Annotated in this window: 10 protein-coding genes; 8 read left to right on the top strand and 2 right to left on the bottom strand. The window is 69.4% G+C overall.

Annotation, left to right across the window (positions count from 1 at the left end):
- Nucleotides 1-6 precede the first annotated feature (6 nt).
- Entirely contained in the window at nucleotides 7-258 is a 252-nt protein-coding gene (locus tag PCQ86_RS12545) for a hypothetical protein (protein ID WP_270173886.1), read from the bottom strand.
- On the opposite strand from PCQ86_RS12545, the gene PCQ86_RS12540 reads away from it, so the two are divergent.
- Genes PCQ86_RS12540 through PCQ86_RS12515 form a run of 6 tightly spaced genes read left to right on the top strand, consistent with a single transcriptional unit; the run spans nucleotide 257 to nucleotide 5619 of the window.
- Nucleotides 257-1039, top strand: a complete 783-nt coding sequence (locus PCQ86_RS12540) for an energy-coupling factor ABC transporter ATP-binding protein (protein ID WP_270173885.1) — start codon at nucleotides 257-259, stop codon at nucleotides 1037-1039. The genes PCQ86_RS12545 and PCQ86_RS12540 overlap by 2 nt on opposite strands.
- Nucleotides 1040-1056: 17 nt before the next feature.
- Entirely contained in the window at nucleotides 1057-1650 is a 594-nt protein-coding gene (locus PCQ86_RS12535) for an energy-coupling factor transporter transmembrane component T family protein (RefSeq protein ID WP_103738753.1), read from the top strand.
- 36 nt (nucleotides 1651-1686) lie between these two features.
- The gene (locus PCQ86_RS12530) at nucleotides 1687-2271 is read left to right on the top strand and encodes a biotin transporter BioY (protein ID WP_270173884.1); all 585 of its coding nucleotides are present in this window, start codon (nucleotides 1687-1689) and stop codon (nucleotides 2269-2271) included.
- A complete protein-coding gene (locus PCQ86_RS12525; protein WP_270173883.1) occupies nucleotides 2268-3752 on the top strand; it encodes an AMP-binding protein in 1485 nt (494 codons plus the stop codon). Before PCQ86_RS12530 ends, PCQ86_RS12525 begins: the two co-directional genes overlap by 4 nt.
- Complete coding sequence (locus PCQ86_RS12520; protein ID WP_270173882.1) at nucleotides 3749-4918, top strand: thiolase family protein; 1170 nt, start codon at nucleotides 3749-3751, stop codon at nucleotides 4916-4918. Before PCQ86_RS12525 ends, PCQ86_RS12520 begins: the two co-directional genes overlap by 4 nt.
- A gap of 2 nt (nucleotides 4919-4920) precedes the next feature.
- Nucleotides 4921-5619 carry a nitroreductase gene (locus tag PCQ86_RS12515; protein WP_270173881.1) on the top strand — a complete coding sequence of 233 codons (699 nt, stop codon included), beginning with the start codon at nucleotides 4921-4923 and terminating at the stop codon, nucleotides 5617-5619.
- Nucleotides 5620-5795: 176 nt separating this feature from the next.
- On the opposite strand, the gene PCQ86_RS12510 is transcribed toward PCQ86_RS12515, so the two are convergent.
- Nucleotides 5796-6983, bottom strand: coding sequence for a metallophosphoesterase (locus PCQ86_RS12510; protein WP_270173880.1), 1188 nt, complete (start codon nucleotides 6981-6983; stop codon nucleotides 5796-5798).
- 293 nt (nucleotides 6984-7276) lie between these two features.
- On the opposite strand from PCQ86_RS12510, the gene PCQ86_RS12505 reads away from it, so the two are divergent.
- Nucleotides 7277-8617: an NAD(P)H-dependent oxidoreductase gene (locus PCQ86_RS12505; RefSeq protein ID WP_270173879.1), complete on the top strand. Its 1341-nt coding sequence runs from the start codon at nucleotides 7277-7279 to the stop codon at nucleotides 8615-8617.
- A gap of 47 nt (nucleotides 8618-8664) precedes the next feature.
- The gene (hrpA, locus tag PCQ86_RS12500) at nucleotides 8665-12690 is read left to right on the top strand and encodes an ATP-dependent RNA helicase HrpA (protein ID WP_270173878.1); all 4026 of its coding nucleotides are present in this window, start codon (nucleotides 8665-8667) and stop codon (nucleotides 12688-12690) included.
- Nucleotides 12691-12784: the final 94 nt, after the last annotated feature.

Here is a 12784-nt window from a genome sequence, read left to right as displayed (position 1 = left end):
AATGCATCATTTTTCGCGGTAGATGACGCTATAAAGGATGCAGATGGTGGCATGAAGAGGGTGGGTTGTCGCAAATGAGCCCAGTTGAAGATAACTGCGTTGAAAGGGCCGGATTTTTGTGCTCTTTTGCTGAAGGTTGCGGATGTGATTTGCCTGCTTATTGGCGGAAATTGATTGGCAATAGATGCTTTTTGCTGAAAGAAAAGGATTTTTAAGGGGCGTAGAATCCGCGGCGAATTTGCTTGGCTTTTTTGGCATGCTCCCCTCCTGTTCCTCTCACCCCCCTGACGCTCCAGTGCTGCAAGTGCGGCAGGTGCGCCTGCGCCGCGGTGTCACGCAGGTCTTTGACGGGCTTGATCTCATGCTGGCCGAGCCGCGCATTGGACTGATCGGCCACAACGGCGCAGGCAAGACCAGCCTGCTGCGGCTGTTGTGCGCGCTGGAGGTGCCCGACGAAGGCCAGGTGCTGTCGCACGGGCAGGACTTGCAGGCACTGCCGCAAGGGCAATTGCGGGCCCAGCGCGTGGGCATGATGTTCCAGAACCCCGACGATCAAATCATCTTTCCCACGGTGGAAGAGGAGCTCGCCCTGGGCCTGCAACCGCAGGGCCTGTCTCGGCGTGATGCGCTGGCGCGCGCCCGCGCCTTCCTGGCCGAACGGGGCCTTGCCGACTGGGCCGCGCGCGCGGTCGGGGCGTTGAGCCAGGGCCAGCGCCAGCACGTTTGTTGGCTTGCATTGCTGCTCGCCGGGCCGCGAACGCTGTTGCTGGACGAACCCTTCGCCAGCCTGGACCTGCCGGGGCAGGCACGGCTGGCCGATGACATTGCCGCCTGCGGGCGGCAGGTGGTGGTGTCCACCCATGTGCTGGAGCATGTGCGCGACTACCCGCGCTTGGTCTGGCTGCATGAAGGCCGGGTGCAGGCGGACGGCCGCGGCCACGATGTGTGCGCGGCGTATGAAGCCGCCGTTGCCCAACAGGTGGCGCGGGCCCGCGCCGCGGCGGGCATGCCACATGCCCGTATGCGCGCCGCGGCCTGAGCGAAGGATGCACCGCCATGGGTAGCCTCTACAGCGAACACCTCACCTGGCTGCACCGCTGGCCCGCGGGGTGCAAGCTGGCCGGCATGGCGGTGCTGGGCACGTTGCTGTTCGTGCTGTCGGCGCCGGGGGCGTTGGCGGCGGCGGGCGTGGCGTGCGCACTGTTGTGGTGGAGTCTGGGGCCGGCCACGCGCGTGGCGCGCCGGCTCATCGTGTCGGTGCTTATCGCTGCGGCGTTGGTGGCGGGCTTTCACCTGTGGATGGGCCGGCCCGAGGTGGCGGCGGTGAGCGCGCTGCGCCTGGCCTGCGCCTCCACACTGGGGGTGGCGCTCACCGTGAGCACGCGTCCCACGGACTTGCTGCAGGTGCTGGATGCGCTGCTGCGGCCCCTGGCGCACCTCGGCCTGCGGCCGGAGCGCGTGTCGCTGCAACTGGCGCTGATGCTGCGGTTCACCGAACATTTCTTCGTGCAGTGGAAGAAGCTGGACGAAGCCCACCGCCTGCGCACCGGCCGCGCCGGCGGCCTGCGGCTGATCGCGCCGCTCACCGTGCAGATGCTGCAGGGGGCGCAGCGTGTGGCTGATGCCCTCTACGCCCGTTTGGGCGGCTGACTATTCCTGTTTTTTCTTGTCGACCCAAGGAGTTGTATGACTGCTGCCATATCCCGCAAAGCCTCCCACTCCATGGCGCTGGTGGCGCTGTTCGCCGCGCTCATGGCCGTGATGGGGCTCATTCCCAAGATCGACCTACCGCTGGGCGTGCCGATCACGCTGCAGTCGCTGGGCGTGATGCTGGCCGGCTGCCTGCTGGGCGCGCGCCGGGGCTTTCAGTCCATGCTGCTGTTCCTGGCGGCCGTGGCGGCCGGCCTGCCGCTGCTGTCGGGCGGGCGGGGCGGCCTGGGGGTGTTCATGGCGCCGTCGGCCGGCTATCTGGTGGGCTACGCGCTGGCGGCGGGAGTGACGGGCGCGCTGATGCGCACACTGCCGCAGGGCACGCCGCTGCGCACGGCCACGAGCGCGTTCATCGCTTCCGTGCTTGGCGGGCTGGTCTTCCTGCATGCCATGGGCATTGCCGGCCTCGTGCTGCTGGCGCAGATGCCGCTGGACAAGGCCTTTCTGGCGGACCTGGTCTTCGTGCCCGGTGACCTGGTCAAGTGCGCGCTCTGCGCGGTGGTGGTGCATACCGTGGCCAAGGCGCAGCCAGACTGGCCGTTTGGTGGGCGCGAACGTTGAACACCCACCCTTGCAAGCGGCAGGCGCTGGCGCCCCTGCCGCAACTGCTGACGGGCGATGCGCTGCCCGATCTGTTCGAGTGGGTACATGGCCCCCTGGCGCACTGGGCCCGCACCCAGCCGCACTGCCTGGCGCTGGCCAATGAAACCACCCAGTGGGACTTCGCGACGCTGCACGACCGTGTGCAGACGCGGGCGCGCTACTGGGATGCGCAAGGCGCGCCGGCCACCGTGCTGCTGCCCGGTGATGCCGGCACGCTGGAGGGGGTGGTGGAATTTCTGGGCGTGATCGCCAGCGGGCGCTGCGCGGCGATGGGCGATCCCCAGTGGCCGGCGGGTGTGGCCCGGGCGGTTGCCGGGCGGCTGCCTCTGGGCTCCGGAGCCCCGGCAGCGGCCACGCCGCAGTCGCCGTTCTACGTGGGCTTCACCTCGGGCAGCACGGGCCTGCCCAAGGGCTTCATGCGCCACCACCGCTCCTGGGTGGAGAGCTTTCGCGTCAGCCTGCAGGACTTTGGTGTCGCGGCGGCCACGCGCGTGCTGGCGCCGGGCCGCATGTCGCATTCGCTGTTCCTGTTCGGCGCGCTGCTGGGCCTGTGGACGGGCGCTGGCGCGGTGCTGCAGGAGCGCTTTTCCGCGCCGCGCGCGCTGGACACCCTGCGCGCGGGCTGCGCGCCCTTGCTGGTGGCGGTGCCCAGCCAGCTTGTGCTGATGCTGCAGTGGGCCGAGCGGCGGCAGCTGGCACCTATCGAAGGGGTGGAGCTGGTGCTGATCAGCGGCGCGCGCTGGCTGCGCGAGCGCACACCCGCGCTGCGCCGGTTGTTCCCGCGCGCACGCATCGTGGAGTTCTACGGTGCATCCGAGGCCAGCTACGTCGCCTGGATGGATGCAGAGCCGGGCGCACCGGCCCAGGCCGTGGGCCGGCCGTTCAGCAACGTGGACCTGCACATCGGCCCCGATCCCCGCAGCGGCGCGCTGCCGCAGGGCGTGCCGGGGCTGATCTGGGTGCGCAGTCCCATGCTGTTCATGGATTACGTGAACGCCGCGGACGGCACCGCCGCCCTGCGCGAGGGCGACTGGCTCTCGGTGCGCGACATGGGTTACGTGGACGACAGCGGTTTGCTGCACCTGTGCGGGCGCGAGAACCGCATGCTCGTCACCCAAGGCAAGAACCTGTTCCCCGAGGAAGTGGAGGCGCGCCTGCTGGCCCACCCACAGGTGGCGCAGGCCAGCCTGCAGGGTGTGGCCGACGGCCTGCGCGGCCTGCGTGTGCAGGCGGTGCTGCAGTGGCAGGGCGACGCGCCGCCACCCGGCGCGCTGGAGCTGGCGGCCTGGTGCCGCGCGGTGTTGGAGCCTTACAAGGCGCCGCGCCACTGGTGGGTGTGGGTGGGCGACTGGCCGCAGACGCCCAGCGGCAAGACCGACCACGCAGCCATCGCCCGCGCGCTGCAGGCGCCGTCGCCCTCGCTGGAGCGCTGGCGGTGAACGCTATTCCCATATTGGCCTGGGCGCGCACGCCGGTGGCGCCGGTCGGCGGGGTGCTCGCGGCCTGCCAGCCGCACGATCTGGCGGCGCCGCTGGTGGCGCGCATGCTGGCGGATGCCGGGTTGCCGCCCGAGGCCGTCGATGCCGTGGTGCTGGGCAACGCCCTGGGCGCCGGGGGCAACCCCGCCCGCATGCTGGCGCTGGCGGCCGGCCTCCCCGAGGGCATTCCCGCCGTGACGCTGGACAGCCAGTGCTGCGCGGGGCTGGATGCCGTCACCCATGCCTGCGGTCTGCTGGCGCTGGGCCAGGCCGATGTCGTGGTTGCCGGCGGGGCCGAGGCGTGGAGCCGCGCACCCCTGCGCATGCACCGGCCTCTGCAGGCGGAGGAGGCACCGGTGCCCTATGACCGGCCACCCTTCACGCCCTGGCCCGCGCGCGACCCCGACATGCTGCTGGCCGCGCTGGACGGCGCGCGGCGCCTCGGGCTCACGCGCCACGCGCAGGATGCGTACGCCATGGCCAGCCATGCGCGCAGCGTGGCGGCGCGCGCTGCCATGGCCCATGAAATCGTGCCGTTGCGGGGGTTGGCGCACGACGCCTACCCGCGCCTGTTGAGCGCCGCGCGTGTGGCGCGCATGCCTGCGGTGGCCAGCGGTCAATCGGTGGACGGCCAGGATTGCAGCCTCAGCACCGTCGCCGTGTCGCCCAAGGCGGACGGCGCGGCCCTGCTGCTGTTGGCCACGCCCTCGGCTTGCGCGCGCTGGGGCGTGCGGCCGCGTGCGCAGTGGCGCGGCAGCGCCAGCGTGGGTGGCGCGCCCGAGTCGCCCATGCTCTGCGCCGTCGACGTGGCACGCGCCGCGCAGCAACGCTGTGGCTGGGATTGGGCGGCGCTGGAGGCGCTGGAACTGCACGACGCCTTTGCGGCGCAGGGCCTGGCGTTCTGCAATGCGCTGGGCTTGCCGCTCGGTGCCATCAACCGGGGCGGGGGCGGCCTGGCGCGCGGGCACCCCATCGGTGCATCGGGCGCCATTGCGCTAGTGCGCGTGCTGGCGCAGATGGCGCAGCGGCAGGGTGCCGACCGCACCGACCGCACGCTGCGCGGCATGGCGTGCATTGCGGGTGCGGGTGGCCTGGGTGCGGCCACCTGGGTGGAAATGCCGGAGTGAGAATGACCGAACCCCTGACGATGCCTGTGGCGCAGGACGCCTTCGAGACGCTGGCGCAGGCGCGCCATTCCGTGCGCGCCTTCCTGCCGCGGCCCGTGCCCCTCGCGCTGCTGGAGCGGTTGCTGGCTGCGGCGCGGCTGGCGCCCAGCGGGGCCAATCTGCAGCCGGGTCGCTTCTGGGCCGTGGAGGGCGCGGTGCGCGAACGCCTGAGTGCCGCGCTGTGCCAGGCGTGGCGCGACCAGGTGCCTGAGGCCGAGGACTATGGCTATTTCCCCCGCCCCATGCCGCTGGCATTGCGCAAACGCCAGGTGGCAGCCGCGCAGGCGCTGTACGGGGCGCTGGGTGTGGCGCGCGGCGACGGCGCGGGTCGGGCCGCGCAGTTCGAGCGCAACTACCGCTTCTTCGATGCACCCGTGGCGCTGATCGTCACCATCGACCGCGGTTTCGGCGCAGGTGGCTTCATGGACCTGGGCATGTGTCTGCACGGACTGATGCTGGCCGCGCAGTCCCAGGGGCTGGCCAGCTGTGCCATTGGTGCGCTGGCGAGCTACCCGCAGATCGTGCGCGACGCGCTGGGCCTGCCGGCCAGCGAGGTGGTCGTCTGCGGCATGGCGCTGGGCTGGGAAGACGCGGGCGCACCCGTCAACCGCACGCGCACCGAGCGCGAGGCGCTGGAGCGCTACTTCACCGTGCTGCGCTGAGGCAATGCGGAACACGTTCCCTCGCGTGTCGTGAGCCCCACCTTTTCTGCGGCCTGCTGCGTTGCATAACGGTCGCGATGGTGATGGCGGGGCTTTGCGTGCGAGGTGCGTCCCCTCGCAGCCCAGGCAGTACCCTCGTGCCGACTTATTTGACGGCGCCGGGCCGTCGCGCGGTCTTACGACGCTGTGCCACGGCGCAGCACCAACAGGTCGATATGGGGCTGCACGCCCAGCCGCACTGCGAAGCCGGCCCACAGGCCCGCGCCCGCGCTCACGAACAGGCGCATGCCGTCCACGTCGTATTGCCCGCGCACGAAACCGTTGTTGAACGGAGCGACCAGCCAGCGGTCCATGCCGCTGATCAGCCCGCCGTGCGTGTGGCCCGAGACCTGCAGGTCCACGCCGTGCGCGGCGTTGTCGCGCGCGAGCTTGGGCTGGTGCGCCAGCAGCAGGTGGAAGTCGGCCTGCGCCGCGCGCGCCTGCCGGGCCACCGCGGGTACATCGGGGGGCACGCCCTCGGGCACGCGCGGGTCGGCATTGTGGTGAGAGGTGCGGCCGTAGACCGGGTCGCCCACGCCGGACAGTGCCAGACGCGCGCCATTCACCTGCAGCACCTGGGTCTGGTTGGCCAAGACGCCCAGGCCCAGGCGGCGAAATTCCGCCATCCAGGCGTCGTAGCCGCCGTAGTACTCATGGTTGCCGGGCGCGGCCCATACGCCGTGCGGTGCGCGCAGTTGCGCCAGTGGAGCTACGAAGGCGGCGCTGCTGCCTACGTCGCCATCCACCAGGTCACCGGGCAGCACGATCAGGTCGGGCCGCGCCGCGTGGGTGCGCTCCACCACGCTCTGCACGTAGGCGGTATGGTTGATGGGGCTCGCGTGAATATCCGCCAGCACGGCCACACGCAGGCCATCCAGGGCCTCGGGCAATTGCGGCAGGTGTACCAACTGTTCACGCACCGTGGGCGGCTGCAGGCCCTGCGCCGTGCCAAAGCCCGCCGCGCCCAGCGCCAGCGCCACGGCGGTGCCGGTCAACCGCCTGCTGCGCAGTCGCAGGTGCCATGTGTCGCCCCCGCCCATGAGCGCGGCGGCCCGCGCCGCGAGCCATGCGGCATCACGCGCCAGAAGAAAAGCAATGATCAGCACCAGCGTGCCCAACACCCAGCCGCCGGGCACCTGCAGATAGGCCAGCGTGGCGTAATCCATGGCGCCGGCCTGCAAGAGCTTGAGCAGCAGGGCCGGTGTCACGCCCAGCAGGGCGGTCAGCGCAATGGCCACCAGGCGCGCCCGGCGCGACATGCCGCGCACGGGCCCCCAGAGCCAGACCGCCAGCAGCGGAATCACCAACGCAGCAAGAGACACCATGGAAAGCCGGGGATGCAAAGAAGAAAGCGGCACCGACGTATGGGGCCGGCGTGGGGGGCGGCGCGGCGACAAAAGGGTGCGCCCCGCCGGCCGAGAACGTGCGCAGGATAACGGTCCTTTTCAATGCCTTGCAGGCGGTGGGGTACTGGGCGGTGTCCCGGCCCTAGGGCGTATCCCAAGAGACGTGGGGCGTACCCTGCGCTACGGTGGCTGTGGGATTCCCACCGGCCCGCGCGCCAGCAGGCGCCGGGGTTTCGCGCCGCAGCGGCGCACTTCTATCGTTTGCCATACCCATGAACCTTCACCAGAAACTGCTGCAGCGTGCCCGGCAAGGGCGTCCCATCCGCATTGGGCTGATCGGCGCGGGCAAGTTCGGCGCCATGTACCTGGCGCAGGTGCCGCGCATGCCGGGCGTGCACCTGGTGGGCATTGCCGATCTGTCGCCGGCCAACGCCCGCGCCAGCCTGGCGCGCGTGGGATGGGCGCCCGAGCAGTCGGAGGCCGCGTCTGCCCAGCAGGCGCTGGAGCAGGGCACGACCTGGATCACCGAGGACTGGCAGGCCCTGGTGCGCCACCCGCAGATCGAGCTGATCGTCGAATGCACGGGCAACCCGCTGGCGGCGGTGGACCACATTCTCGACGCCTTCGCCCACGGCAAGCATGTGGTGAACGTGACCGTGGAGGCCGACGCTTTCTGCGGCCCGCTGCTGGCGCGCAAGGCCCAGGCCGCGGGCGTGGTCTATTCGCTGGCCTATGGCGACCAGCCCGCCATGATCTGCGAGCTGGTGGACTGGGCCCGCACCTGCGGCTTTCCGGTGGTGGCGGCCGGGCGCGGGCACAAGTGGCTGCCGCATTTCTGCGAATCCACGCCCGAGACGGTGTGGGGCTACTACGGCCTGACGCCCGAGCAGGCGCAGCGTGGCGGCCTGAACCCCAAGATGTTCAACAGCTTCCTGGACGGGTCCAAGCCCAGCATTGAGAGCACGGCCGTCTCCAACGCCACGGGCCTGGCCGTGCCGAGCAACGGCCTGCAGTACCCGCCCGCCAGTGTGGAGGACATTCCCTACGTCACGCGCCCGGTGGGCGAGGGCGGAGTGCTAGAGAAAAAAGGCATGGTGGAAGTGATCTCGTCGCTGGAGAAGGACGGCCGCCGGATCCCCTACGACATCCGCATGGGCGTGTGGGTCACGGTGGAAGGCGAGACTGACTACATCCGCCACTGTTTCGAGGAATACAACGCCCACACCGACCCCACGGGCCGCTACTTCACGCTGTACAAGCGCTGGCACCTCATCGGGCTGGAGGTGGGCATGTCGGTGGCCAGCGTGGCGCTGCGCGGCGAGCCCACCGGCGTGCCCCAGGGCTGGAACGCCGATGTGGTGGCCACGGCCAAGCGTGACCTGCGCCCGGGCGACCTGCTGGATGGCGAGGGCGGCTACACCGTCTGGGGCAAGCTGCTGCCGGCTGCGACCTCGCGGCAGATCAAGGGCCTGCCGCTGGGCCTGGCGCACAGCGCGCGCGTGGTGCGCCCGGTGGCAAAAGGCCAGGCATTGTCCTGGGACGATGTCGAGATGGACACCACCACCCACGCCTATCGGGTGCGCCGAGAGATGGAGGCCATGTTCCCCGCCTGACCCTGGTGCGGCACGGGTGCCTGGGGGCTGGGATAATTCCCGCCCCTATGCCCCTCACGATCACCTTTCCCGAGCAACTCCCCGTCTCCAGCCGCCGCGACGAGATCATGGCGGCCATGGCCGAGCACCAGGTCATCATCGTCTGCGGCGAGACGGGCTCGGGCAAGACCACGCAGCTGCCAAAAATAGCGCTGGCCCTGGGACGCGGCAAGTGCAACGCCCCCGAGGGCACGCGCGGGCGCCTGATCGGCCACACCCAGCCGCGGCGCATTGCCGCCAGCAGCGTGGCCAAGCGCATTGCCGAGGAGCTGAACACCCCCTTGGGCGAGGTGGTGGGTTACAAGGTGCGCTTTCAGGACACGCTGCAAAAGGGCGCTTCGGTCAAGCTGATGACCGACGGCATCCTGCTCGCCGAGACGCAGACCGATCCGCTGCTCAAGGCCTACGACATGCTCATCATCGACGAGGCGCACGAGCGCAGCCTGAACATCGACTTCCTGCTGGGCTACCTCAAGCAGATCCTGCCGCAGCGGCCCGATTTGAAGGTGGTCGTGACCTCGGCCACCATCGACGCGGAGCGCTTCGCCAAGCACTTCGAGGGCAAGGCCGGTCCGGCGCCGGTCATCATGGTGTCCGGGCGCACCTATCCCGTGGAGATGCGCTACAAGCCCTTTGAAGAAAAGAAGGACTTCGACCTCAACGATGCCATTGCCGACGGCGTGGACGAGTTGTGGGCGGGCGGCAAGGGCGGAGACATCCTCGTCTTCCTGCCCGGCGAGCGCGAGATCCGCGAGGCGGCGGACCACCTGCGCAAGCACCTGCAGCACTCGCCGGTGCTGAGGAACGCCGAGGTACTCCCCCTGTTCTCGCGCCTGTCGCAGGCCGAGCAGGACCGCATCTTCGACGGCCACACCGGCCGGCGCATCGTGCTGGCCACCAACGTGGCCGAGACTTCGCTCACTGTGCCGGGCATCCGTTACGTCATTGACGCAGGTACGGCGCGCGTGAAGCGCTATTCCTTCCGTAGCAAGGTGGAGCAGTTGCTGGTGGAGCCCATCAGCCAGGCGGCGGCCAACCAGCGCGCCGGGCGCTGCGGCCGCTTGGCCAACGGCATCTGCATCCGCCTGTACGACGAGGCGGACTTCCACCAGCGCGACCGCTTCACCGACCCCGAAATCCTGCGCTCGTCCCTGGCGGGCGTCATCCTGCGCATGAAGTCGCTGGGCCTGGGCGACGTGGTGAACTTCCCCTTCCTCGAGGCGCCCTCGGGCCGTGCGATCGCCGACGGCTATCAACTGCTGCAGGAGTTGGGCGCCGTGGACGAGCGCGGCAATTTGCTGCCCATGGGCCGCGAACTGTCGCGCCTGCCCTTGGACCCGCGCGTGGGCCGCATGATTCTGGAGGCCCGCACCCGCGGCGCCGTGGCCGAGGTGCTGGTCATTGCCTCGGCCCTCAGCGTGCAGGACGTGCGCGACCGGCCGCTGGAGGCGCAGCAGCAGGCCGACCAGCAGCATGCCAAGTTCGACGACGAGAAAAGCGAGTTCACCGGCTACCTGCGCCTGTGGAAGTGGCTGCAGGATGCGCGCGGCGGCAAGATCGTCGCCAAGACGCGCAAGGAGATGGCGGCCCAGACCGCCCCCGCGGCCCAAGCGCGCAACACGGCCTTCCTGCCCGTCGCACAGCGCAGCAGCGGCGCGCAAGCGGAGGCCGCAGGCGAGGAGCGCCTGGCGCAGTTCCACCCCGCCGATGCGGAGGAGGCCACCCACAAGCTCAGCAACCGGCAGTGGGAGCAGTTGCTGCGCCAGAACTACATCAACATCCGCCGCGTGCGCGAGTGGCGCGACATCCATTCGCAGCTGCTCACCGTGGTGCGGGAGCACCAGTGGCAGGTGAACACCGAGCCCGCGGGCTACGAGGCCGTGCACCTGTCCATGCTGTCGGGCCTGCTGGGCAACATTGGTTACAAGGCCGAGGAGAGCGAGGCCTACCTGGGCGCGCACGGCATCAAGTTCCACCCGCACCCGGGCGCGCACCTGTCCAAGAAGCCCGGCCGCTGGATCGTCGCAGCCGAGCAGGTCGAGACCTCGCGCCTGTACGGCCGCGGTATCGCGGCGATCGAACCGCAATGGCTGGAAGAGGTGGGCGGCCATCTGCTCAAGAAGCAGCTGCTGGACCCGCATTGGTCCAAGAAACAGGCCGACGTGGTCGCGCTCGAGCGCGCCACGCTCTACGGCCTGGTGGTCTACAACGGCCGCCGCGTGAGCTATGGCCGCGTGGATCCGTACGAGGCGCGCAACCTGTTCATTCGCCAGGCGCTGGTCGAGGGCGAGTGGGAGACGCATTGGCCGTTCCTGGGCGCCAACCTCAAGCTGGTGCGCAAGGTGCAGGAGCTGGAGCACAAGAGCCGCCGCCAGGACGTGCTGGTGGACGACGAGCTGATCTTCGCCTTCTACGACCAGCAGATTCCCAAAGACGTGTACAGCGGCGCCACGTTCGACAAGTGGTTCCGCAGTGCCGGCAAGGAGAGCGCCGGCCTGCTGCTTCTCAAGCGCGACGAGCTGATGCGCCATGAGGCCGCGGGCATCACCACCGACAACTTTCCCAAGACGGTGAAGCTGGGCGGCGTGGACTGCACGGCCAGCTACCTGCACAGCCCCGGTGACGCGCGCGATGGGGTCACCGTCACGGTGCCGCTGTTCGTGCTGAACCAGGTGAGCGAGGAGCGTGCGGAATGGCTGGTGCCCGGCATGCTCAAGGACAAGATTCAGGCGCTGCTCAAGAGCCTGCCGCAGCGCCCGCGCAGCCGTTTCGTGCCGCTGCCGGAAAGTGCTGCGCGGCTGGCGTCGCTGTTCACCGAGGAAGAGCGTTGGGCCCAGGGCAGCTTGATCGACACGCTGCTCAAGCAAGTGCGCGATGAAACCTCGCTCGACGTGAAGCGCGCGGACTTCAAGCTGGACATGCTCAGCCCGCACCTGTTCATGAACTTTCGCGTGACGGATGAGCACGGCCGCCAGCTCGGCCAGGGACGCAACCTGGGCGCGCTCAAGGCGGAGTGGGGGAGCAAGGCTCGTGGGGCGTTCCAGGCGCTTGCTTCATTAAAGATAGCTGGTGGCGCTCACCAGAAGCCAGATTCCGGTGGAAAACCATCTGAAACCAAGGAAAACCGGGCGCCAGCAGCTATCAAAAAAGAACCACCCGTCGGCGCGCCCGCGGCACGCAAGGCCGATGCCCGCTACGAGGATTGGAGCTTTGGCGAACTGCCCGAGCTGATGGAAATCGCCAAGGGCAGCCAGACGCTGATCGGTTTCCCCGCGCTCATCGACCACGGCGATGCGGTGGGCATCGAGGTGTTCGACGAACCCGAAGTCGCCGCCGCGCGCCACCGCGTGGGCCTGCGCCGGCTGTTTGCGCTGCAGATCAAGGACGCGCTCAAGTACCTGGAAAAGAACATCCCCGATCTGCAGAAGATGGCCGTGGCCTTCATGCCGCTGGGCACGCAGGAGGAGCTGCGCGCACAAATCATCGACGTGGCCATCGACCGCGCCTTCCTGCAAGAGCCGCTGCCCAGCAACGAGGCACAGTTCAAGCAGCGCGTGCAGGACGGGCGCGGGCGCCTCACGCTGATCGCCAACGAGGTGGCGCGCATGGCGGCGGCCATTCTCATCGAATACGCCGCCACGCAGCGCAAGATCAAGGACACCAAGAACGCTCCCGAGGCCACGGCCGACGCGTCACAGCAGCTGCAGCGCCTGATGCCCAAGCAGTTCATCGCCGCCGCGCCCTGGGCGCAGCTGCAGCACTACGCGCGCTACCTCAAGGCCATCGCCACGCGCCTGGACAAGTACCGCGCCGACCCGGCACGCGATGCCGCCAAGCTCAAGGAACTGCAGCCGCTGGAGCAGCGCTATTGGCGCATGGTGGCCGAGCGCAAGGGCCAGGTGGATGCCCGCATGCAGGAGTACCGCTGGATGCTGGAGGAACTGCGCGTGAGCTTCTTCGCGCAGGAGTTGCGCACGCCGTATCCGGTCAGCGGCAAGCGGCTGGACAAGGTCTGGTCGCAACTGGTGTCTTGAGAGCGGCTCTCGCGCGGGGACAGGCCGTCGGGGCAGATGTGCTGCCACCAGCCGCCGTGGGCGGGGCCGTTCATGCTTTGGCGCGCACGGCGAG

Origin of the sequence: Diaphorobacter sp. ED-3 (assembly GCF_027625375.1) — a bacterium.
GTDB classification, from domain to species: Bacteria; Pseudomonadota; Gammaproteobacteria; order Burkholderiales; family Burkholderiaceae_C; genus Diaphorobacter; species Diaphorobacter nitroreducens.
Note: the sequence above shows the minus strand (reverse complement) of the source record. Positions and strands in the feature narration are given on the sequence as shown.